Origin of the sequence: Streptomyces griseus (genome assembly GCF_001715295.1) — a bacterium.
GTDB lineage: Bacteria > Actinomycetota > Actinomycetes > Streptomycetales > Streptomycetaceae > Streptomyces > Streptomyces griseus_G.
Genome location: NZ_MDKB01000002.1, coordinates 1335995 through 1358365, shown reverse-complemented (window position 1 = coordinate 1358365; position 22371 = coordinate 1335995). Strand labels below are relative to the sequence as shown.

At 70.7% G+C, this 22371-nt stretch carries 23 protein-coding genes and 1 tRNA gene; 12 read left to right on the top strand and 12 right to left on the bottom strand.

Features of this window, described 5'->3' with window-relative positions; genetic code table 11:
• The first annotated feature begins 87 nt into the window (after nt 1-87).
• From BA175_RS12675 to BA175_RS12635, 9 genes are all read left to right on the top strand, one after another.
• Complete coding sequence (locus BA175_RS12675; RefSeq protein ID WP_006380568.1) at nt 88-570, top strand: CarD family transcriptional regulator; 483 nt, start codon at nt 88-90, stop codon at nt 568-570.
• Nucleotides 571-1063: 493 nt separating this feature from the next.
• The gene (gene ispD / locus BA175_RS12670; RefSeq protein ID WP_069171391.1) at nt 1064-1828 is read left to right on the top strand and encodes a 2-C-methyl-D-erythritol 4-phosphate cytidylyltransferase; all 765 of its coding nucleotides are present in this window, start codon (nt 1064-1066) and stop codon (nt 1826-1828) included.
• A complete protein-coding gene (gene ispF, locus BA175_RS12665) occupies nt 1818-2330 on the top strand; it encodes a 2-C-methyl-D-erythritol 2,4-cyclodiphosphate synthase (protein ID WP_069171390.1) in 513 nt (170 codons plus the stop codon). The genes ispD and ispF overlap by 11 nt, the downstream gene beginning before the upstream one ends.
• 106 nt (nt 2331-2436) lie before the next feature.
• The gene (locus BA175_RS12660; protein ID WP_069171389.1) at nt 2437-3033 is read left to right on the top strand and encodes a GNAT family N-acetyltransferase; all 597 of its coding nucleotides are present in this window, start codon (nt 2437-2439) and stop codon (nt 3031-3033) included.
• Nucleotides 3034-3071: 38 nt separating this feature from the next.
• Nucleotides 3072-4589: an ABC transporter substrate-binding protein gene (locus BA175_RS12655; RefSeq protein WP_069171388.1), complete on the top strand. Its 1518-nt coding sequence runs from the start codon at nt 3072-3074 to the stop codon at nt 4587-4589.
• A gap of 4 nt (nt 4590-4593) precedes the next feature.
• Nucleotides 4594-6420, top strand: a complete 1827-nt coding sequence (locus BA175_RS12650; RefSeq protein ID WP_079159513.1) for an ABC transporter permease subunit — start codon at nt 4594-4596, stop codon at nt 6418-6420.
• A 192-nt stretch (nt 6421-6612) separates the two neighbouring features.
• Nucleotides 6613-8013 carry a cysteine--tRNA ligase gene (cysS, locus tag BA175_RS12645; protein ID WP_069171387.1) on the top strand — a complete coding sequence of 467 codons (1401 nt, stop codon included), beginning with the start codon at nt 6613-6615 and terminating at the stop codon, nt 8011-8013.
• Between the two features lie 109 nt (nt 8014-8122).
• Nucleotides 8123-9079 (top strand): 23S rRNA (guanosine(2251)-2'-O)-methyltransferase RlmB, encoded by a 957-nt coding sequence (rlmB, locus tag BA175_RS12640; RefSeq protein ID WP_069171386.1) that lies wholly within the window; start codon nt 8123-8125, stop codon nt 9077-9079.
• A 297-nt stretch (nt 9080-9376) separates the two neighbouring features.
• Nucleotides 9377-11044, top strand: coding sequence for a DoxX family membrane protein (locus tag BA175_RS12635; RefSeq protein WP_079159512.1), 1668 nt, complete (start codon nt 9377-9379; stop codon nt 11042-11044).
• 199 nt (nt 11045-11243) lie between these two features.
• On the opposite strand, the gene BA175_RS12630 is transcribed toward BA175_RS12635, so the two are convergent.
• From BA175_RS12630 to BA175_RS12620, 3 genes are all read right to left on the bottom strand, one after another.
• Complete coding sequence (locus BA175_RS12630) at nt 11244-11963, bottom strand: nucleotidyltransferase family protein (protein ID WP_069171384.1); 720 nt, start codon at nt 11961-11963, stop codon at nt 11244-11246.
• A 36-nt stretch (nt 11964-11999) separates the two neighbouring features.
• A complete protein-coding gene (locus BA175_RS12625) occupies nt 12000-12413 on the bottom strand; it encodes a hypothetical protein (RefSeq protein ID WP_069171383.1) in 414 nt (137 codons plus the stop codon).
• 366 nt (nt 12414-12779) lie between these two features.
• Nucleotides 12780-13916 (bottom strand): ABC transporter ATP-binding protein, encoded by a 1137-nt coding sequence (locus BA175_RS12620; protein ID WP_069171382.1) that lies wholly within the window; start codon nt 13914-13916, stop codon nt 12780-12782.
• 176 nt (nt 13917-14092) lie between these two features.
• Between BA175_RS12620 and BA175_RS12615 the strand changes: the two genes are divergently transcribed.
• Nucleotides 14093-14167, top strand: a tRNA-Thr gene (locus tag BA175_RS12615).
• A gap of 188 nt (nt 14168-14355) precedes the next feature.
• On the opposite strand, the gene BA175_RS29535 is transcribed toward BA175_RS12615, so the two are convergent.
• The 6 genes from BA175_RS29535 to BA175_RS12590 all read right to left on the bottom strand — a co-directional run bounded on the left by BA175_RS29535 (nt 14356) and on the right by BA175_RS12590 (nt 18249).
• A complete protein-coding gene (locus BA175_RS29535) occupies nt 14356-14727 on the bottom strand; it encodes a hypothetical protein (RefSeq protein ID WP_107407554.1) in 372 nt (123 codons plus the stop codon).
• A gap of 16 nt (nt 14728-14743) precedes the next feature.
• Entirely contained in the window at nt 14744-15331 is a 588-nt protein-coding gene (locus BA175_RS12610; protein WP_069171381.1) for a class IV adenylate cyclase, read from the bottom strand.
• 16 nt (nt 15332-15347) lie between these two features.
• Nucleotides 15348-15995, bottom strand: coding sequence for an SAM-dependent methyltransferase (locus tag BA175_RS12605; RefSeq protein WP_069171380.1), 648 nt, complete (start codon nt 15993-15995; stop codon nt 15348-15350).
• Nucleotides 15913-16554 (bottom strand): hypothetical protein, encoded by a 642-nt coding sequence (locus BA175_RS12600; protein ID WP_175420810.1) that lies wholly within the window; start codon nt 16552-16554, stop codon nt 15913-15915. Before BA175_RS12600 ends, BA175_RS12605 begins: the two co-directional genes overlap by 83 nt.
• Nucleotides 16547-17449, bottom strand: coding sequence for a radical SAM protein (locus BA175_RS12595; protein ID WP_069171379.1), 903 nt, complete (start codon nt 17447-17449; stop codon nt 16547-16549). Before BA175_RS12595 ends, BA175_RS12600 begins: the two co-directional genes overlap by 8 nt.
• 107 nt (nt 17450-17556) lie before the next feature.
• The gene (locus tag BA175_RS12590) at nt 17557-18249 is read right to left on the bottom strand and encodes an HAD family hydrolase (RefSeq protein WP_069171378.1); all 693 of its coding nucleotides are present in this window, start codon (nt 18247-18249) and stop codon (nt 17557-17559) included.
• A gap of 97 nt (nt 18250-18346) precedes the next feature.
• Between BA175_RS12590 and BA175_RS12585 the strand changes: the two genes are divergently transcribed.
• Complete coding sequence (locus BA175_RS12585) at nt 18347-19120, top strand: XRE family transcriptional regulator (protein ID WP_079159631.1); 774 nt, start codon at nt 18347-18349, stop codon at nt 19118-19120.
• Complete coding sequence (locus BA175_RS12580) at nt 19107-19574, top strand: NUDIX hydrolase (RefSeq protein WP_069171376.1); 468 nt, start codon at nt 19107-19109, stop codon at nt 19572-19574. The genes BA175_RS12585 and BA175_RS12580 overlap by 14 nt, the downstream gene beginning before the upstream one ends.
• Here BA175_RS12580 and BA175_RS12575 read toward each other — a convergent pair.
• The 3 genes from BA175_RS12575 to BA175_RS12565 all read right to left on the bottom strand — a co-directional run bounded on the left by BA175_RS12575 (nt 19562) and on the right by BA175_RS12565 (nt 22294).
• Nucleotides 19562-20125, bottom strand: a complete 564-nt coding sequence (locus tag BA175_RS12575; protein WP_069171375.1) for an HD domain-containing protein — start codon at nt 20123-20125, stop codon at nt 19562-19564. The genes BA175_RS12580 and BA175_RS12575 overlap by 13 nt on opposite strands.
• 67 nt (nt 20126-20192) lie before the next feature.
• Nucleotides 20193-20981 carry a very short patch repair endonuclease gene (locus BA175_RS31740; RefSeq protein WP_069171374.1) on the bottom strand — a complete coding sequence of 263 codons (789 nt, stop codon included), beginning with the start codon at nt 20979-20981 and terminating at the stop codon, nt 20193-20195.
• Nucleotides 20978-22294 (bottom strand): DNA cytosine methyltransferase, encoded by a 1317-nt coding sequence (locus BA175_RS12565; protein ID WP_069171373.1) that lies wholly within the window; start codon nt 22292-22294, stop codon nt 20978-20980. Before BA175_RS12565 ends, BA175_RS31740 begins: the two co-directional genes overlap by 4 nt.
• Nucleotides 22295-22371: the final 77 nt, after the last annotated feature.

The window sequence follows — 22371 nt, the reverse complement described above, 5'->3', positions numbered from 1 at the left end:
TGAGATATGCCCTGACCTGCGAAAACGCCATTCAGGAGAAGCTGTTCTCGTGTTACGCTTGATAGCCACGGAAGGGGTACCTGTCACATGACGTTCAAGGTTGGCGACACCGTGGTCTATCCCCATCACGGGGCCGCGCTGATCGAGGCTATCGAAACTCGCCAGATCAAAGGCGTGGACAAGACCTACTTGGTGCTCAAGGTCGCCCAGGGCGACTTGACGGTTCGTGTGCCGGCGGACAACGCGGAGTTCGTCGGTGTGCGTGACGTGGTCGGGCAGGAGGGCCTGGACCGGGTCTTCGAGGTGCTGCGCGCACCGTACGCCGAAGAGCCGACGAACTGGTCCCGGCGCTACAAGGCAAATCTCGAGAAGCTCGCCTCCGGCGATGTCATCAAGGTCGCCGAAGTGGTCCGCGACCTGTGGCGTCGTGAGCGCGAGCGTGGACTCTCCGCAGGCGAGAAGCGCATGCTCGCCAAGGCCCGCCAGATCCTGGTGAGCGAACTCGCCCTCGCGGAGAACACGAACGAGGACAAGGCCGAGGCCCTGCTGGACGAGGTCCTCGCGTCCTGAACCGGGTTCCACCGGGGTCAGGGATCCGGTCGTAGAAAATGCCGCGGTGCCCGCTGGCCAACCGTCCTCTTCGACGGTGCGTCGTCGGGCGCTGCGGCATGTTCGGACCGACACGCGGACGGGCGGCCCGATTCTGACGTCCTGATCCGGGTCCGGTCCTCGGCATCCAGGATGCCGCTCGGCTCCACCCCTCGATCACGCCGTCCCCGGCTCGGTGAAGACGACGCGGAACCCGCCGAGGACGACAGACCGAACACCGGGAAACCCGATCGGCCAACTGTCCGATCGAGACGTCGCGACCGGAACGGTCCCGGCCGAGAGCCCTGCCTGCGAGCCGCCGCTGCCGCTCGACCGACCGGGGGTCACGGAAGGGTTCCCGGTCAGGTCAGGCGTCGCGCCCGGCTCTCCCCCCGACCCTACGGTGGGGGGCACGCCCAGGCCATACCCACGCGTGCCGTGGAAACAAACCTGCCGAAGCTTCGGAGTGCAACCGATGTCACCGATGTCACCGACGCCCGCCGATCCACGCCCGTTCCGCACCGCAGCGGTGATCCCCGCAGCCGGCCGGGGCGTCCGGCTGGGCCCTGGAGCCCCCAAGGCGCTGCGCACCCTCGGCGGGACGCCGATGCTGATCCACGCCGTGCGCGCCATGGCCGCCTCCCGCGCCGTCTCCCTCGTCGTCGTGGTGGCGCCCCCGGGCGGCGCGCCGGAGGTCAAGAACCTCATCGACGAACACGCCCTGCCCGAGCGCACCGACTACCTGGTGGTTCCCGGAGGTGAGACCCGCCAGGAGTCGGTGAAGCTGGGCATCGACGCGCTGCCGCCGGACATCTCCGTCGTGCTCGTCCACGACGCGGCCCGGCCGCTGGTCCCCGTCGACACCGTGGACGCGGTCGTCGAGGCCGTTCGCGAGGGGGCGCCCGCCGTGGTGCCCGCGCTCCCGCTCGCCGACACCGTCAAGGAGGTCGAGCCCGGCCCGCCGGGCGAGCCCGAGCCGGTCCTCTCGACGCCCGTACGCGCCCGGCTGCGCGCCGTACAGACACCCCAGGGGTTCGACCGCGACACGCTCGTCCGCGCTCACGCGGGCGTGGCCGTCGACGGCGACGGCGCGACCGACGACGCGGGCATGGTCGAGCGCCTCGGCTCCCCGGTCGTCGTCGTGCCCGGGCACGAGGAGGCCTTCAAGGTGACCCGGCCGCTCGACCTGATCCTGGCCGAGGCCGTTCTCGCGCGCCGGAGGGCCAACGATGAGTTCTGAGACCCCTGGTCAACCGCTGCCCGTGATCCCCCAGGTGGGGATCGGGACCGACATCCACGCCTTCGAAGAGGGCCGTGAACTGTGGTGCGCCGGGCTGCTGTGGGAGGGCGAGGGTCCCGGCCTGGCCGGCCACTCCGATGCCGACGTCGTGGCGCACGCCGCGTGCAACGCGCTGTTCTCGGCCGCCGGACTCGGCGACCTGGGGCAGCACTTCGGTACCGGCCGCCCGGAGTGGGCCGGCGCCTCCGGGGTCACCCTGCTCACCGAGGCGGCGCGCATCGTGCGGGCCGAGGGCTTCGGGATCGGCAACGTCGCCGTGCAGGTCGTCGGGGTACGCCCCAAGATCGGCAAGCGGCGCGGCGAGGCGCAGAAGGTGCTCTCCGATGCGGTCGGCGCCCCCGTGTCGCTCTCCGCCGCCACCTCCGACGGCCTCGGATTCACCGGGCGGGGCGAGGGCATCGCGGGCATCGCGACCGCCCTGGTGTACCGGACCGCCGTCTGAAGGAGCACCCGGCGGCGGGGCCCCCGGACCGTATTGCACATCACTTGCAGCTACGCTGAAGCGGCAGGTGATGTGCTGTACGGGCCGAGAGCGAGGGTGAGCGTCAGTGGTGAGCGCGACCGCCGGGGCGAGGGCGCAGGATGCGCGGGAGGACGCGGGTGGGTACGCCCTGCGGACCGCGACCGCGCAGGATCTGGGCGGCGCCCGGGCCGTCATGCTGGACACCGTCTACGGTGACCTGAAGTCCGGCTACGTCCCGCACTGGCACGCCGACATCATCGACCTGGAGGGCACCTACCTGCGCCCCGGGCGGTGCACGCTGCTGGTCGTCCGGCACGGCGACGAGGTCGTCGCGACCGGCGCCGTACGCGACCGGGGGCCCCAGGCGCCGCCCAATCCCCCGTGGGTCGCCGACCGGTTCCCCTCCGGCTCCACGGCCCAGCTGTGCCGGATCTACGTACGCCCCGAGCACCGCAGGCACGGATTGGCGCGCCGGCTGGTCCGGGCGCTCGCCGACTTCGCGGACCGGGCCGGCGGTTACACCCGGCTCTACCTCCACACCGATCCCGCCGTGCCGGGCGCCGAGCCGTTCTGGCGGTCGCTGGCCGAGGAGGTGTGCGACGAACGTGCGCTGCCGGGCGGCGGGCAGGGGATCGTGCACTTCGAGCTGCCCATGCCGGGATCCGGGCGACGGACTCCCTGACCTCCATATGATTATCGTTTTCATATAGGCTCTCCGTCATGCCTACGCCTCGAAGCCGCCGCTCACCGCTGCCGGCCGTCGCCGCCACCGCAGCCCTCCTCCTCCCTCTGGCAGCCTGCTCCGCCCCTGGCGACGACGGGGCGTCCGGCGGGGGGCGGCCCCTCCGGGTCGTCATGGCCTTCCCGCCCGCCCAGGCCATGTCCCCCTACGGGGACGACGCGATCACCCTCAGCCGGCTCGCCGTCACCGAAGGCCTCACCACGCTCGACGCCGACGGCGCCGCCCGGCCCGCGCTCGCCGCGTCGTGGCGGCGGACCGGCGCCACCGCCTGGACGTTCACCCTCCGCGACGCCGCCTTCCAGGACGGCACGAAGGTCGACGCCGAGGCCGTCGTACGCTCCCTCACCGCGGCGGGGAAGGCGTCCCCCCTCCCGCGCGTCCTGTCCGAGGCGACGCTCACCGCCACCGCCACGGACCCGCGCACCGTACGGATCGTCACCGGGCAGGCCGACCCGCTCCTGCCCCAGCGGCTCGCCAATCCCTCCCTCGCCGTCCTGTCCGCCGCGGCGTACGGGAAGAGCGGCGTGGATCCCCTGGGACACGCCACCGGGCCCTTCACCATGACCCGCCTGAACGGCGCGGTCGGCGCCACCCTGGAGCGCAACCCCGCGTACTGGGGCGGCAAGGCGAAGGCGCCGGGCGTCGAGGTGACGTTCGTCGCCGACGGGACCGCCCGGGCCAACGCCCTGCGGACGAAGGCGGTCGACGTCGCCGAATACGTACCGGTCTCCCAGGCGTCACTCCTCGGTGACGCGTACGTCCACGAGTTCCCGTCCGCACGGACCAACGGCCTCTCCCTCAACACCCGGCGCGGCGTCTTCGCCGACCCGGCCATGCGCGCGGCCGCCCGCGAGGCCATCGACCCCACGTCACTGGTCGAGGGTGTGTACGAGGGCAGGGCCGACACCGGGCAGGGACTCCTCGGCCCCGGCGTCCCCTGGGCCGCGGACGCCCGTACGGCACCGAGGGGCCGGGCTGCGGCCGCCGGCCGCGCCGAGGTGGCGAGGACGAAGGAGATCGTCCTCGCCACCTACACCAACCGCCCCGAACTGCCCGAGGTCGCCACGATCGTCCAACAGCAGCTCCGCGGGCGCGGCTTCACCGTGAAACAGGTCGTACGGGACTACGCGCAACTCGAGGCGGACGCGCTCGCGGGCAGGTACGACGCGTTCGTCCAGGCCCGCAACACCCTCCTGGACACCGCCGACCCGGTCTCCTACCTCGCCTCCGACTTCACCTGCGACGGCACTTTCAACATCTCCCAGCTCTGCGACGAACGCGTCGACGCCGCGGTCGGCAGGGCCGCCTCGCAGGCCTCCACCGAGGGCCGGCACCGCGCAGCGGCAGCCGCCGAGGCCGCCGTCCTCGGCACCGACGCCCTCGTACCGCTCGTCCATGAGCGCTTCGTCCAGGGATACGACGGGACGCGCGTCGAAGGGGTCGCGCTCGATCCCATGGAGCGCACCCTCGTGACCGCCGACACCCGCGTCCGGTGACCGCGTGAAGTACCTGGCGAGCCGCCTCGGCACCCTCCTGGCCGTCGTCGCCGTCATCGGCCTGCTGCCCCGCCTGACCCGCACCGACCCCGCCCTGACGATCCTGCACGCCCGCTACGCGGACCGGCCGCCGACGCCCGCCGTTCTCGACGCGATCCGCACCGGCACCGGACTCGACGGCGGACCGCTCGACGTCCTCGGCCGCTGGGCCGCCGGGCTGCTCCGCGGCGACCTGGGGGAGTCCTGGGTCTCCGGGCAGCCCGTCGGACCCGACGTGACCTCCGCATTCGGTGTCTCCCTGGCCCTGATGGGCGCCTCCTCGGGCGTCGCGCTCCTTCTCGCCCTCGCCCTCTCCGCCGGTACCCTGCGCCGCGGGGCACGCCGCAGGCTCGTCGCCACCCGGGCGGGGGCCGCAGCGGCGGCGCTCGCCGCCCTCCCGGAGTTCCTGGTCGCCGCCGTCCTGGCCACCGTCCTCGCCGTACAGCTGGGCTGGTTCCCCGCTCTCGGCTGGGGTGGGGCCGACCAGCTCGTCCTGCCCGCCCTCGCCATGGGCATACCGGCGGGCGCGCTGCTCGGGCGGCTGCTGGACGACGCGCTGCCCGCCGCCTTCGCCGAGCCCTGGGCCCGCGCCGCCACGGCGGGCGGCCTGCCCGCCCGGCGCATCGCGGCCCACGCCCTGCGACGCGTCCTTCCCGCCCTGCTGCCGCAGCTCGGCCTGATCGTCGTCGGACTCACCGGCGGTGCCGTCGCCGTCGAATCGCTCTACGCCGTACCCGGCCTCGGCGGCACCGCCCTCGCCGCCGCGCTCGCCCAGGACCTGCCCGTCCTCCAGGCCTGCGTGCTCGCCCTGCTCCTGCTCGGTCTCGCCGCCGGCCTCGCGGCCCGGACCGGCGCCCGGCTCCTGCTCGGCCCCGCCCGCGCCGACGGGGCCCTGCCCCCGCTCGTCGCCCCGCACCTGCCCGCCCGTCGCGCGGTGGCCCCCGCCGCCGTGTTCCTGGCGGTGCTCCTCCTCGCCGTCACCCTCGCCGGCCTGCTGCGCGACCCTCTGCACGTCGACGCCGCCGCCCGGCTCGCCGCCCCCTCGGCGGCTCACCCCCTGGGTACCGACTCCCTGGGCCGGGACGTCCTCGCCCGGCTCGGCCACGGCACCGCCCGGACCGTACTCACCGCTGTGGCCATCAGCGCCGCCACCCTCGCGCTGGGACTGCTCGCGGGCACCGCCCGCGCCGGGGCCCTCACCGAGACGGCCAACGCGCTGCCCGCCGTGCTGGCGGGCCTGGTCGCGGCGGGCATCGCGGGCCCCGGCGCCTGGGGCGCGGCAGCCGCGGTCACCGCCGTCGCCTGGGCGCCCCTGGCCGCCCACACGTCCGCGCTGTACGCCCAGGAACGGGCCGCCCCGCACGTGGCCGCCGCGGTCTCCCTGGGCGCCGGGCGCCTCCACCTGCTCCGCCGGCACCTCCTGCCGGGGATCCTGCCGCCCGTCGTCCGCCACGCGGTACTCCGTGTCCCCGGCGTCGCCCTGGCGCTCGCCTCCCTCGGCTTCCTCGGCCTCGGGACCCAGGCCCCGGCTCCCGAGTGGGGCCGCATGCTCTCCGAGAACATGCCGTACGCGGAACGCGCCGCCTGGCCGGTCCTCGCCCCCGCAGCCGCGCTCGCCGTCCTCGGCGTCCTGGCGGTGCTGACCTCGGCGGCCGTACGGGGCGGACGGGCGAACCGGGCGGCTGCGGCCGGACAGGACGGCCCACCGCCCGGGACGGCGGCCCGGAGCGCGCCCGCCGTAGCCGTGACGGCCCGGCCCGGGGCGGACCGGACACCGGCGGCCCGCCCATGAAGGCCGCCGGAAGCACGTCCGGTGGAGGCGCGTCCGTACGCCCGCCCTCGGAGGTGCGCCCGCACGCACGACGGCTCGGGTGTCCGGCACCCCCTCGGCTGCCCGGCCGGCTCGGGGAGCGGCTCCACCCGTGCGTCACGGGTTTTCCACAGGGTGCGCCGGGCACTGGTGCGGGCCCACTACCCTTGAGGGGTGACTATTCGCCTGTACGACACCAACGCCCGGCAGATCCGTGACTTCGTCCCGCTCACAGCGGGCTGCGTCTCGATCTACCTCTGTGGCGCGACTGTCCAGGCCGCCCCGCACATCGGGCACATCAGGTCCGGACTGAACTTCGACATCATGCGCCGCTGGTTCGACCACCGCGGCTACGACGTGACGTTCATCCGGAATGTCACCGACATCGACGACAAGATCATCGCGAAGTCCGCCGAGCAGGGCCGCCCCTGGTGGTCCATCGGCTACGAGAACGAGCGCGCGTTCAACGCCGGGTACGACGCCCTGGGCTGCCTCCCGCCCACGTACGAGCCCCGCGCCACCGGGCACATCACCGAGATGGTCGAGATGATGCGCGGCCTCATCGAGCGCGGCCACGCCTACGCGGCCGACGGCAACGTCTACTTCGACGTGCGTTCGTACGGGGACTACCTCGAGCTCTCCAACCAGGACCTGGACGACCTGCGCCAGCCCTCCGGCGACAACGAGACCGGAAAGCGGGACAAGCGCGACTTCGCCATGTGGAAGTCCGCGAAGCCCGGGGAGCCCAGCTGGGAGACCCCGTGGGGCCGCGGCCGGCCCGGCTGGCACCTGGAGTGCTCGGCGATGGCCCACAAGTACCTCGGCAGCGCCTTCGACATCCACGGCGGCGGCATCGACCTGATCTTCCCCCACCACGAGAACGAGATCGCCCAGGCCAAGGCCTTCGGCGACGCGTTCGCGACGTACTGGGTGCACAACGGCTGGGTCACCATGTCCGGCGAGAAGATGTCGAAGTCCCTCGGCAACTCCGTGCTGGTCAGCGAGATGGTCAAGCACTGGCGCCCCATCGTCCTGCGCTACTACCTCGGCACCCCGCACTACCGCTCCATGATCGAGTACAGCGAAGAGGCGCTGCGCGAGGCGGAGTCCGCGTTCGCGCGGATCGAGGGATTCGTCCAGCGCGTCCTGGAGAAGGCGGGCCGCGAGGTCGCCCCGGCCGCCGAGGTGCCGCCCGCGTTCGCGGATGCCATGGACGACGACCTCGGGGTCCCGCAGGCCCTCGCGATCGTCCACACCACCGTCCGGCAGGGCAACTCCGCCCTCGCCGCCGACGACAAGGAGGCCGCGGTCGCCCGTCTCGCCGAGGTGCGTGCGATGCTCGGCGTCCTGGGTCTCGATCCGCTCGACCCGCACTGGGCGGGCGAGAACGACCGCGGCGAGGACCTGCACGGCGTGGTCGACACCCTCGTACGACTCGTCCTCGACCAGCGCCAGGCGGCGCGCGAGCGCAAGGACTGGACCGCGGCCGACGCCATCCGCGACCAGCTCAACCAGTCCGGCCTCGTCATCGAGGACAGCCCGAGCGGACCCCGGTGGAGCCTCGGCCCGCGCTGAGCGGACCGCCGACGCACCATGCGTGAACAGCACAAATGTGCCGCCCGGCCATCCGGGCGGCACACTTTCACTTGACGACGTCTTTCTGAAGCAACGAAACAGGTAGGTCATGGCCGGGAACAGCCAGCGCAGGAACCGCCGCACGTCCAACAAGAAGGGCATGCAGGTCGGCAGCGGCGGTAACCGACGCCGTGGTCTCGAGGGCAAGGGACCGACGCCGCCCGCCTCCGCCCGCAAGGGACACAAGAAGAACCGGGTGGCGAACGCCCAGGCCAAGCAGGCCGCCGCCCGCCGCCCCGCACCGCGCCGCGGCGGCGCCAAGGGCACGTCGGAGATGGTCGTCGGCCGCAACCCGGTCTACGAGGCCCTGCGCGACGGCGTCCCGGCCACCACCCTCTACGTCCAGCAGTACATCGACAACGACGAGCGGGTCCGCGAGGCCCTCCAGCTCGCCGGCGAGCGCGGCAACATCAACCTGATGGAGGCCCCGCGCCCGGAGCTCGACCGGATGACGAACGGCCTGAACCACCAGGGCCTCGTCCTCCAGGTCCCGCCGTACGAGTACGCGCACCCGGAGGACCTCACCTCGGCCGCGTACGACAACGACGAGGACCCGCTGATCGTCGCGCTCGACGGCGTCACCGACCCCCGCAACCTCGGCGCGATCGTCCGCTCCGTCTCCGCGTTCGGCGGCCACGGCGTCGTCGTCCCCGAGCGCCGGGCGGCCGGCATGACGGCCGGAGCCTGGAAGTCGTCGGCCGGCACCGCCGCCCGCACCCCGGTCTCCCGCGTCACCAACCTCACCCGTGCCCTGGAGGGATACCAGAAGGCGGGCCTCACCGTCGTCGGCCTCGCCGCCGACGGCGAACACACGGTCGAGGACCTGGAAGAGCTGGCCGGCCCCGTCGTGATCGTCATCGGCAGCGAGGGCAAGGGCCTCGGCCGCCTCGTCGGCGAGACCTGCGACTACCGGGTCCGCATCTCCATGCCGGGTGGCGCCGAGTCCCTGAACGCCGGGGTCGCCGCGGGCATCGTCCTGTACGAGGTGGCCCGCCGCCGCGCCTGAGCCGGGCCCGCTCCGGCCGCGGGGTACGCGTCGCACGCGGTCAGGAGCCGCCCGGCAGCGTCCGGGCGGCTCGTTCTTCCAGGTGCGCTCCCGCGCGGCGGGCTTCGTCGCCTGCTTCCGCGCCCGGGCCGGCGCCGCGGCCGCTTCCACGCCGTACGGCTCGGCTTCGCGCACGGCCCGTCCCTCGTGCTCCGAGGGGCCCTGGCGTGCCCGGATCCGGGCCCGGGACGGCTGTTGACGGGTCTCGGACACTCCGAGGCGTCAAGGCAGTGTCCTAATCACACATCACTCGGTTAGATGAGTGTGGACACCAGAACGCCTCGGTTCGACGACCAACCCGCCCTGAGCATGACGAAGGTGGACAGTGACCCCGCCCAGGTCATCGTCAGCCACGCCAGCTTCCGGGTGCAGCTCGCCCCGGGCCAGCGCACCCGTCTGCGCGGGGCGCCGGGCCCCGCCGGGCAGGCCAGGATCCCCGTCTTGAGCGGCGCGGGCGGCCGCAGGCGGGCCCCCGTCGTCTGGAGCGGCAGGTCGGAGCCGGGGGACCCCGGAGCGACCGGGCTCCTGCAGGCCGTACGCAACTCCACCGCGGGCAGCTTCGGCAGCGACTTCGGCACGGGGAACGACGACACGGGCGGCGGCACGCAGGTCATCCCGCTCCTCGAGGAGACCCAGCCGAACCCCGTCCTCATCGCCCCCCAGCCGGGGCCCGGCCGGACCGGTCCGCTGCTGCCCCCCATGCGTCAGGCCGTCGGCGCCTACGACCCCGTCGACACGAGGCCGCACCGCCCGTACGGCCACCCGGAAGACCCGGAGCACGACGAGCTGGACGGCCTCGGGCCCGACGGTCTCGGAGACGAGGACACCGGGCGTGAGACCGCCACCTCCGGCGAACGGCGCCACGGCGACAAGGTCCGGCACGCCTACTACCCCGGACGCCGGATGAACCTCGGCGTCGTCCTCCTGCCGCTGCGCGTCTTCCTCGGTTTCCTCTCCATCTACGCCGGCATGGGCAAGCTCTGCGATCCCGTCTACTTCGACGGCGGCCACCGCGGCTCCATGGTCAAGTGGCTGACGTCGATGCACCCCTGGGCGGTCGCCGAACCGCTGCGGGACTTCGCACTCGCCCATCCCGTGGGCTCCGGACTGGGCGTCGCCTTCCTCCAGGTCGTCGTCGGCGTCCTCACCGTCCTCGGCCTCTGGCAGCGCGTCGCCGCGGCCTTCGGCGCCCTGCTCTCCGCGGCGCTCCTCGTCACGGTCAGCTGGCGGAGCGTGGCGGCGTACGACGCCCCCGACATCATCTTCCTGGCGGCCTGGAGCCCTCTGGTCATCGCCGGCGCCCCCGTCTACTCCGTCGACGGGCGCCTCGCCGGGGAGGCGTGGCGCACCCTCGGCCCGCGCTCCGAGATCTGGGACCTGCGCCGCCGCGTCCTGCGCCGTGGCGCTGTGGTCGCTACCGTCGTCGTCGGCCTGACCCTGCTGATCGGCTCGATGCTGGGCGGGGCCGTCCGCTCCACGGAGGTCGTCACCGTGCCCGGCCCCGACGACAACCCCACCAACCAGCTCCCGGGCTCGCCGCTCCCCGACGAGACCACCGGCAAGGGGAAGCCTTCCCGTACCCCGGCCGAACGCCGCCCCGAGGCGGCTCCGTCCAGCGCCCCCGGCGCCCCGGCGGCCCGGGAATCCACACCGGCGGGTGAGGACTCCGCCCGTGAGCCCGCTCCGGCCACGGGGGCGGGTACCGGGCAGCCCAGCGAGACGCAGGGCACCGGTCAGCAGCCCCCGCAGGAGACGAGCCCGCAGGAGCCCCCGGCCACCGGCAGCGCGGGACCGACCTCTGCGGGCAGTACCGGATCCGGCGGCACCACCGGCGGAGGTGGCTCCGACGCCGGCGGTTCGGACAGCGGCGGCGGCGATTCCACCGGCGGCGCGGGCCAGAACCCCCTCGGCGGCCTGCTCGGCTGATCCCCGGGCCTCCCCCGCCGGGGCGGGGGCCGGCACCGCGCGAGCGCGTGCGGGCCCCGAAGGCGGGGGAGGCCTCGTTCCTACCGCGAGGGCGGTCGCCGGACACCCGGTGACCGCCCTCGCGCGCATCCGCCCGCAGCCCGCCCGGTTGCCTCGGAGGGCCTTCCGCTCGCGGCTGCGGGGAACAGCCTCGGCGGCTTCAGCCGCCCGGCCGGGAACCCAGTTCCTTCGCCGCCTCCGTCAGGTCCTTCGCCGTGTCGATCGCCCGCCAGTACGCCCCGTGCGGCAGGGGGTACCCGGCCAGCCGGCGCTCCCGCGCCAGCCGGGGGAACGTCGTCCGCTCGTGGTCACCCCGGTCCGGCAGCATGGCCGTGAAGGCGGGCGCGAAGACGTACACCCCCGCGTTGATCAGATACGGGGACGGAGGCGACTCGATGAAGTCGGTGATGTGCCCGAACGCGTCCGTCTCGACCGCGCCCCACGGAATCCGCGGGCGGGCCAGTGCCAGGGTCGCGAGGGCGTCCCGCTCGGCGTGGAACGAGGCCATCTCCCTCAGCGAGAAGCGGGTCCAGATGTCGCCGTTGGTCGCATACCACGGCGCCGCCGCGTCGGGCAGACGTGCCGCGGCATGCTTCAGACCGCCGCCCCGGCCCAGGGGCTCGGTCTCCACGACGGTCGTGACACGCAACGGAAGTACCGCCGAGGCCAGCCACTCCTGCAGCACATCGGCAAGATGGCCGCACGAGACCACGGCGTCGGTGACACCCTCGGCGGCCAGCCAGGAAAGCTGATGGCCGATGATCGGGGTCCCGGTGCCCGGGATCTCGACCATCGGCTTGGGACGGTCATCGGTGTACGGGCGCAGCCGCGAGCCCTGACCACCCGCCAGGATCACGGCCTGCGTCGGAAACGTATGCATGCCAGGCACGATATGCCGTGCCCGCGCACACCCCGCTCAGCTGAACTGCGCGACGCCGGAGGCGAACGACGTGTCGCACACCGGGCGGGAGAAGCGGTGCGCACGCGTCGGGCCGTACTGGTCGACGGCCGCCCTGCCCAGGGCCTTCGCGATCGACATGCAGTGCTTCGCCAGCGACGGCCGGGCCTCCACGGTGCGCTGGAGGTGCGTCAGCGCCACACCCGGGTCCTTCTCGCGCAGTTCCAGGAGGAGCTTGTCGCGCAGGACGTCCTGCGGTGCGCGCGTCCTGGCGCGCGTGGACACGGTCTCGGAGGCAGCGGTCAGCAGCTGGGTCTCGGTGTCCTGCCCCGACCACTGCACGCGGGTGACCGCGAGGGTCCCGGACAGGACCATGACGACGGGCAGTACGAGAGCTAGGGTTCGGCCGATTCGGCGCGCGGTGTGGGTCACGCAGGCGAGCGTAGCGTTCAGTGATGACATGGCGACATTTCGTCACCCCTACGGGGGATGGTTCGAGGGCGTCTTTCGAATCACGTGTTGACGCGCTCAGGCGAATCGGCCGTTGTGACGGGGGATAGGACCACCTCCGGCGCGAAACCCCCGGGCACCCCCGGCCACGCGAACGGCCCCACGTCCCTGGGGGACGCGGGGCCGGAGGCGGAACGTGGAGTACGACGCCGTGCGACCGGACCGACGGCCGGCCTCGGCGGCGACCGGACCGCGAGGCGGCCGGACGCTCACCGTCGCGCGGTCCTCCGGGCGGTCAGGCGATGAGACGTCCTGACATCACGTCCTGACGGTCTTGCGGTCAGGCGGTCAGACGGTCAGGCGCTCACCGGTCGACGTCGCGAAGACGTGCAGCTCGTCCGGACGCGGCACGACGTGCAGCTCGGTGCCCTTCTCCGGGACGGCACGGCCGCCCACGCGGACGACCAGGTCCTTGTGCTCGCCGCCGACCTGCGCGGCACCGTAGACGTACCCGTCGGCGCCGAGCTCCTCGACGACGTTGACGGAGACGGCCAGACCGGCCGGAGCGTCGGCCGAGCCCTTGGAGAGACTCTGCGCGGCGGCGCCACCGTGCTCGACGATGTCGAAGTGCTCGGGGCGGATGCCGACGGTGACCGTGCGGTCGCCGCGGTCCGCGGCGGCGGAGAGCGCCGCGCGGGAGACCGGGACGACGCTGTTGCCGAACTTCACGCCGCCGTCGGTGATCGGGACCTCGACGAGGTTCATCGCCGGGGAGCCGATGAAGCCGGCCACGAAGAGGTTCGCCGGGCGGTCGTACATGTTGCGCGGCGAGTCGACCTGCTGGAGGAGACCGTCCTTGAGGACCGCGACCCGGTCGCCCATGGTGAGGGCCTCGACCTGGTCGTGGGTGACGTACACGGTCGTGATGCCGAGGCGGCGCTGCAGGGAGGCGATCTGCGTACGCGTCGACACACGGAGCTTGGCGTCGAGGTTCGACAGCGGCTCGTCCATGAGGAAGACCTGCGGCTCACGCACGATGGCGCGGCCCATCGCCACACGCTGGCGCTGACCACCGGAGAGCGCCTTCGGCTTGCGGTCCAGGTACTCGGTGAGGTCCAGCATCTTGGCGGCCTCTTCGACCTTCGCCCGGATCTCCGTCTTGTTGACCCCGGCGATCTTGAGCGCGAAGCCCATGTTGTCCGCGACGGTCATGTGCGGGTAGAGCGCGTAGTTCTGGAACACCATGGCGATGTCCCGGTCCTTCGGGGGCAGGTGCGTGACGTCGCGGTCACCGATGCGGATCGCGCCGCCGTTGACGTCCTCGAGACCCGCGAGCATGCGCAGGGAGGTCGACTTGCCGCAACCGGAAGGACCGACGAGGACGAGGAACTCGCCGTCCTCGATGTCGATCTCGAGCTGGTCCACAGCCGGCTTCGTGGAGCCGGGGTAGACGCGGGACGCCTTGTCGAACGTGACACTGGCCATGGCGATTCTTCTCCTCCACCGGCAGGAACGTGCCGGACGATCCGAGTAAGGGAGTGGGTGGTCCACTGGAGTGAACCTGCAGTGACGCTACCTGGCGTTCTCCGATCTGTCAGTAGTCCTGGGACCCGGATATGGTGCTGTTGCCGGTCGCCGGGTTGGTTAGACTGCTCCGGCATGCCTCCTTAGCTCAGTCCGGCCAGAGCAACGCACTTGTAATGCGTAGGTCGTCGGTTCGAATCCGACAGGGGGCTCGGAGAAAACCCCAGGTCACATAGTGCGTGACCTGGGGTTTTCCGCTGTTCGGGGGCTGGCGTGCCGGATGCCGGAGCGTGGCGGGAGGTCCTGCGTGAGCGGAGTCGCTCAGGGGCCCTACCTACTGGGCTTCGGGTCTCCGGTCTTCTTCCTGCTCTCGGTCCGGTCTTTCGGTTTACCCTCCGCCTCACTCACGACTGAACATGCCGCCCCGTGCGCGATGCCTTCCGACGCGGCGTCCGCCGAGCCGCTCGGCCGCGGAAGCTGTGCTCACCGGGGCCGCACGAGCCGGTTCATCGTGAAGGAGGAGGGATTGCCAGACTTGCTCCTGCAAAGCGCGGATGCACGGACCACAGGCGAACATCGCCGCCTGGGCACCGGCCACACTCACCGGACCGATCCACAGAACACGCGTCCATCGCTGGCCGCAGTAGAGCCAGCAAAAGCCGTCCGTCCACGTGTTGCCGTCGTCAGTGTCTGCTGCGGCGGGCAGACCGCCATGCGCGAACTCTGCGATGCCGGGTACGACCCGAGGTGTCATGGCCAGTTCTACAAACACAGCTCGGTCCTCAAGGTCACTCGCTCGGTACAGCTGCCCTGGCCGAAGCCTGCTTGACGGCGTCGGAGAAGAGGAGAGTGGGTTCGGCCAGGATGTCCCTGCCGGACTCGCTCTTGTAGATCTCATCGACGCTGCCGAATCGTGCCTCGGCGTAGTCGAGTTCGAGCAGGGCGGCTGCCTGGCGGACCGATGCCTCGTCGGGGCCCTCGATCTCGACGAAGGTGGGGAGGTCCGGCCAGGTGTCGAAGTCGAAGGCGACCTCTCCGAGGCGCCATTCCTCGCGGTAGTTCTCCTGGTAACGGACCTCGCGCATGCCGAGGCTGCGCAGGATCTCGGCCATGGCGTGCAGGTCGGTGACCTCGGTCTCGATCTCGGTGGTGCCGTTGATCGTGGTGGCGTCGGTGACCTGCTTGAGCGTGAGCGTCGATCGGGTGCCCTCGTCCCGCAGTCGCACCCAGGCGCCTCCTTCGAGTGCGTCGTTCTCGAAGATCTTGCGGGTCAGGAGGGTGCGCGGGAACGCTTGCGTGGCGCCCAGGGCGGTCAGCTTGGTCTGGAGGCCGGTGACGTCGATGGCGAGGAACTTGGCCTCGTACTCGTGCTTCACGGGTTTGTCCTTCGTACTAGGAGGGGGTGCGGGTCGCGAGGAGCAGGCCCATTCGGTGGGTGTGGTCCTGGAGCTGGCCGATGTGGGCTCGCTCGGTGAACTCGTTCGTGCGCAGGGTCAGCAGGACGTCCCAGTCGCCGATGAAGTGGCGCCTGAGCTTCTCGGGGGACGTGTAGTGCTCGATCAGGTGCTGGCGCTGGGTGATGGGCATCATGAACTCCGCGCCGTACAGGCCGCTCGGGGCGACAGAGGTCTGCATGCGGGTGACGAAATCTGCGAGCGGGCGATGATGGTTGGCACTGTAATGCCAGGAGCAGCTCGTCCAGATGGCATCGCAGGGCGTGCCCGAAGGCTCCCATTGGAGGAAGTCCTCCTCCACGATCTGCACGCGGTCGTGGAGTGATTCGAGCTTGAGGCGGTCGAGGAGTCCCATCGCGTTGGCCCGGTTGTCACCCTGGAGGATGACCTCGCCCCCATGCAGAGCGAGCGGGTCGTGCTCTACCGCGACTACCTGATAGCCGGCGGCGGCAAGCGGTAGGACGAACTTTCCGTCGCTCGCCCCCACGACCATGACCGTGGCGTTAGGAGTGGCACGCTCCTTCAGTGCGGCGAGGAACTGGGGGAAGAACGTGAGGGTGTGCTCCCACAGGCTCTGCGTTTGCACGGTGGTGGGCTCCTTGCGTGTCGATGGACAGGATCGTCTGGAGGACCTCGTCGGGGTCCCGATGTGTGGTGTCCACGTGGTGCATCGGGAACTGGGAATAGGCGTCGGAAACGCGGTCTGCCATCTCTTCCGCGAGGGCGTCCCAGCGGGAGACCGGCTTGATGCGCTCGGTGAGCCGGCGACCGCGCTCGCCTTTGCCGCACGTCAGTTGGTACGTCACGGGCTGGGGCAGGCTGGGCGGGAGGCTGACGCCGAGGCTGGAGCCGAGTGCCTGGTGGTTGGCCAGGCAGCGGGCGAAGTAGCTCTCCACGACCACCGAGGTGCCTTCGGCAAGGATGCGCCGGATCTCATCGGTCACGGTGAACAGCGCGGACAGGTAGAAGCACATCCGGGCCTCGGTGTTTCCACGCCGGTCCACCTCGCGGCGTAGAGGCTGGTAGAAGAAAGGCACGGTCGGGACCAGGACGGCGCGGCGGGCCTCTGCGAGCATCGGAGCGATGGTCGACTTTCCGGTGCCGCGGAGCCCTTCGAGGCTCTCGAACAGCGGACCGTCAGGCACGGGCGTACACCACGTCCGGTACCGCGAGGGTGAGCTCGTCGGTGGGGGAGGGCCGGTGGTCGATGTGGTCTGCGAGCTTGTCGTACCAGAAGGCGTGCGAGTCCTTGCCGACAGCTTTGCAGGACATGGTGAGCGCGCCGCGCGGGTCAGCTTCGATCCGCTCGATCTCCACAGGGCCCCCGGCGGGGAGGCAGACGTCCGGCGCACCGAGCTCGGACAGGTCCTCGTCGAGGATCACCTCGATGCCCAGCTCGGCCGAGGCAAGACGCTCCCGCAGACGGGTGTAGGCCGTGGCGTCGTTGACGAGGAGCTCGGGGTGAGCTGCGGCGTTGCCGACCGGCCGGAGACAGTGGAGTTTCAGCTGCTCCACCCCGTAGTGCTGCAGTGTGCGGGCGAGCGGCAGGACCTCGTCGATGTTGCGTGAGGTGACTGTCATGGTCGCGCCGGCGCGGACGCCGAGCTGCTGCGCGATTTCGAGGGCGCTCAGGGCGCTCCGGTAGCTCCCGAACTTGCGGATCTTGTCGTTGGTCGTGCCGATGCCCTCCAGCGATACCCGGAGCAGGTCCAGGTCGGGAGCGATCTCGGTCAGCCGGCGCTCGATCCGGTAGCCGTTGGTGCAGATCTCGACCTGCATGCCCAGGTCCCGCTTGGCGTACCGGACGACCTGGGCGAGGTCTCGGTAGACGAACGGCTCGCCGCCCAGCAGGGTGACGGCCGCGGTGCCGTACTCGTCGCGCATCAGCGTGAGGAGGTTGACCGCCTCGTCCGTGGTGAAGGCGTCGGCGTGCTGGAGCCGTTGGCCGTGGAAGCAGTGCAGGCATTCGAAGTTGCAGCGGTAGAGCAACTGCAGGTACAGCATCCGGATCCTGCGGATGCCGGTGATTTCACTGATCACGAGGGTCTCCTTCGGGCGTTTGTCTGGTGGGAGACCTGATATTGGCGGGAAAGGTACGGACCTCGTCACCGCGTATCGGGACGCTCCAAGGACGTCCTGGGACGTTTTCAGGACGCCGCAAATGCCTGCAGGATTCCGAGCACATGAGCGGTGTCCGTCAGGTCGGGCAGTACCCTTTGAGCACCGGCAGCGGCCAGTTCCTCGGTGCTGTGGATGCCGGAGGCGACCGCGATGATCTCGGAGCCCGTGGCGATCGCGGCCTCGACGTCCCTGGGCGTATCGCCAACGAGCACAACGGGCACGTCGCCCTGCGCACCTCGCAGCCGTTGGGCACGCTGACGGGCGACAGCAACCAGGTCCGGCCGCTGGAGGGCGTCAGCACCATAGGCGCCAACTCGCAGATCGAGCAGGGAGTCAAGGCCGAAGGCCGATACCTTCACTCGGGCGTTGGCCGCGATATTGCCGGTGAGTACCGAGGACACCCAGGCATCGCGTACGGAGGCTTCCTTCAAGATTTCACGCACACCCGGCAAGGCTGTTCCGCGCCGCCCTAGCTCGGACAGACGCGCCTCCCCCGCGGCAGTCAGAGCCTCCTCGACAGAGGTCCAGTCCGGCTCGGCCACACCGTTTCGGCGGAGCATGTCGCGCATGATCAGGCGGTCCGTACGGCCTTCCGTCCGCGCCGGTCCCATGGGCTCTCTCCCCGACAGCGCTGTGAAGGCAGCGGCGTAGATCTCCTTGCTGACCCCGGCATTCTCGATCAGTGTGTGGTCGATGTCCCACAGGACGATGAGCTCCATACGCCCAGCGTAAGCACCCTGGTCGTGCCGTCGACGTCCCGCAGAACGTCCCGGAACGTCCTTGCCGCTCCCGGCCCCTTCAGCTTGTATGGCGACTGTGAACGAGCGACTGCACTCCGTACTGGCCCAGCGCGGCATCCCACCCGAATCCCTCGCCGAAGTCTGCGAGGTAGACCCCAAGACGGTGAGCCGATGGCTCGGCGGACGTGTTCCCCACGCCCGCCACCGCTTCCGCGTCGCCCGGCACCTGCGGGTGGAGGAACTGTTCCTCTGGCCGGCGCCGGAACGCTCGGCCCTACAGCAAGCCGCCGGGTCAGAGCAGGAGCTTGTCATGACCTACCAGAACCGAGCGAGCGTCCCACGGGACACATGGCTGTCGCTGCTCAAAGGCGCGCAGGAGCAGATCAGCGTCCTCGTGTTCTCCGGCACCTTCTTTGCCCAGTCCAATCCCCACGTCGCGAAGATGCTCGCCGAGCGGGCGTCGGACGGGGTGCGAGTGCGGCTCTGCTTCGGCGACTCGAGCGGCCAGGCAGCGGCCATCCGGGGCCGGGAGGAGGGCATCGGCGACACCCTCGCCGCCAAGATCCGCGCCTCCCTCACCTATTACCGGCCTTTACTCTCCGAGGCAGGCTGCGAGGTGAGACTGCACGACACCACGCTCTATACCTCCATGTTCCGCTACGACAACAACCTCTTGGTCAACCCGCACGTCTGGGGCCAGCCGGCCAGCGCCAACCCTCTCCTGCATCTCCGCAGAGCAGACACGGCGGGTTGGTTCGGCAACTACGCTCAGAGTTTCGAAGCTGTCTGGGCCACCGCGCGGCCCTGGACACCAGACCAGGAGGGGTCCGCGTCACATGGGCAGGACTGAGTACTACAACGACCCCGAGGCCCCCAAGGCCAACACGCTCATCCCCGCCAACAACCTCCTCGTCGTCGACGAAAACGGCGCCATACTCCTCCAGCGCCGCCGGGACACCGGCCAGTGGGCCCTGCCGGGCGGTGCGCAGGACATCGGCGAGACAGCGGCCCAGTGCGCTGTGCGTGAGTGCCTGGAAGAGACCGGGATCATCGCCGAGGTCACGGGTTTCTTGGGGGTCTACACGAACCCGAACCACATCGTGGCCTACACGGACGGCGAGATCCGCCAGCAGTACGAGAACACCTACATCGGGCGCCCTGTGGGTGGCGAGCCCACCATCAACGACGAAGCCGACGGCGTCCGCTACGTCCAGCCCAACGACCTGGACGAGTACGACATCCACCCCAGCATGCGCCAGCAGATCGGCGACTACCTCGACGGCACGTACCCCTACCTAGGCTGAGCCGCAACAGCGGCTTCCACTCGCTCCACGGAGGCGCAGATCTCCGGTGCCGCCCGGCGAATGAATCGCCCGACCACACTGTCGTCCCCGTAGCGGCTGAGGATCTCCGCGACCCGGTCCTGCGCGGTGGTCCGGCCCCCGTCGGGCGTCGTGGTCATGTCGCAGTACACGAGGGCGTCCACAAGCAGCGGCTGCTCCAGCAAGGGGAACTCCGTCGTAAGTTCCTCGCGCAACCCGCGCTCCTCTGCCTCAAGGAGCGCAAACGAGTGGTTAGCCACCAGCCGCACCAGTCGCTCGTCGGCCCCGTGCTCGTCGCGGAGGAACCGAGCACCGTCCAGCGGGTGGAACCCTGTGAGAGCCAGCCGAGGCGCGTACCCGACATCGTGCAGCGTGGCGGCGGCGACGAGTAGGGCGGCGTCATTGCCTATAGCGGACGCAACCTCGGCCGCACGACTAGCCACACCTCGCGTATGCGCCCACCGGCGGGGAAGGGGACTCCGGAGCTCTGCCTCCGCCACCAGTGCCGCCCACTCAACGATCGAATCGTTCATGCCATGCCTCATGCCTCAATGGTGGAGTCAAGCACGTAGCCGCGAACGCACTTCCTGGATGCTTCCTTTAACCGGTCGAGTCCCTTGATGCCTGTCGCACTATGCCCTCGATCCGAGCGCAGGCATCCACAGGATCTTCGTGCTCCCAGACGCGGACGACGGTCCACCCCGCTTCGCCAAGCAGGCGGTCGGTCTCGGCATCGCGAGCGCGATTGCCCTCGATCTTGCTACGCCAGAACTCGGCGTTCTTGTGTGACTTCCGAAGATGCTCGGGGCATCCGTGCCAGTAGCAGCCGTCAACGAAGACCGCAACCTTTGGCTTGGAGAACAACACGTCGGCGGTTCGTCGCAGTTCGGGGAGCGGCCGTGCCGCCACGCGGTAGCGGAGGCCCTGCTTGTGCAGCAAGGAGCGGAGTCGCAGCTCTGGCCGGGTGTCCTTGTTCCTGTTGCCCCGCATCACCGCACGCACGGATGGCGAGGAAGCCCAGGAGCCCTCAGCCGGCGGTTCCTCGGTGAGAAGGCCCTTTTCCCAGGCCATCCTCCAACCCTCGGCGAGGTTCGCGGCCCGGGTCTCGTGCTCGACCTGTCCGAGGTAGCGGGCCGGGGACTTACCGCCGTCGGACCAGCGCAGGTACGCGCGAATGCGTCGTGTGTCGGGAAGAACCTTCAGCTCCACAGAGGCCCGGGCGAAGCGCCCCTCGCCGAGGTCCACAGATCGTCTGTGACGACCGCCGGCCGCCCGGTCCTGCTCAGCGGCGATGGCGGAGCGTGCCCTGCCGGGCCGCCCCTTCCACGCCCGGTCCGGCGGCGGGTCGTGCTTCCAGCCGCTCTGCGCTCTGCTGGTGGGCGCCGTCACTTCTGGCGCTCCTCCGCCTCGTCCAGGACGGCGGCGACCGCCTTGGCGAAGACCTCGCCAAGGGCAACGGGTACGGCGTTGCCGAGCTGGCGCATCTTCTCCCCCCGCGGGCCCTTGAGCTCCCACGTGTCGGGGAAGGTCATGACGCGAGCGGTTTCGCGAACCGTCATGTACCGGTACTTGTACCGGACGCCGCCCTGAGCGGCCTTGTCGGCCACCAGCTCGTCCAGGAGCATGACCGACTCGCCGCCGGGCACGCCGTGCACGCCGGCCTTGACGGTCTTCGCCGGGCGGTCGAGTTCGTTGGGGGTGTGCCCGTCGTAGATGCGGGCACCGGGCCAACCGACGTGTTCCGTGAACCCGCCGAGGAAGTGTTCGGTGCGGTCCAGCCACTCGTCCGGTACCTCTGGCAGTGGCTTGTTGTCACCGATGCCGACGATCGCGTCACGCAGGGTGTGCCAGGGGAGCAGGCCGTCGTCCATGGGCATGGTCTTCGGGAGGCGGGCCATGACCCACTCGCGCACGTGGTCGGGCACATTCGCGTGCCGCTCCCAGTAGCTCCCGTCCTCCATGGATCGGAAGAGGGCAGTCTCGGAGTGCGTCGGCCTCACGAGGTCCTTGAAGAGCTCAAGGTCGGCGTTCAGGTCGCGACGAAACGCGACGATGATCACGCGATTGCGAATCTGCGGGACCCCGTAGTCGGCTGCGTTCACCGGCATCATGACGGTGTCGTACCGCTTCCCGGGATCGTCCAGCTCCTTCTCGCGGCGCTCCAGCAGGTACTCGTAGTGCTGCTCCCAGTTGGTGCCGTCGACTCGCTCCTCGAAAGGCAGCTCCAGCTCGCGCTGGATGTAGTCGAAGTAGCGACGGAATGAGGGCCTGAGTAGACCGCGGACGTTCTCGCAGATCACGGCCTTCGGCTGGATCTGCCGGACGGCCTTGAACATCTGGGGGAACATGTTCCGCTTGTCCTCGTCGCCCTTGGCGACGCCGCCGAGGCTGAACGGCTGGCAGGGAGGGCCGCCAGCGAGGACGTCCACTTCGCCGGCCAGGTAGTCCATGTCGAGTTCTTGGACATCGCCCGCGACGAGGGGCACCTTCTCGTCGGGTGCGGGAGCCCGCGTCGGCTTCTGGCCGTCCGGCAGCCGCTGGGCCCCGTTGGCCTCCAGGGTCTCGCACGCCCGCTTGGCGAACTCATTGAAGAGCAGGGGGCGGAATCCCGCACGGTGGACGGCCATGGCCAGACCGCCGGCGCCAGCGAAGAGCTCGACACCCGTGCGGTCCTTCTTTGATCCTTCTAGCAGTTCAGCCATTTTAAAAGCATACCGCGGAGTTGTAGATCTTCAAGCCGCTTCGAGCTGAAGGTTCGTCAGTGTGTGCAGGTCGCCGA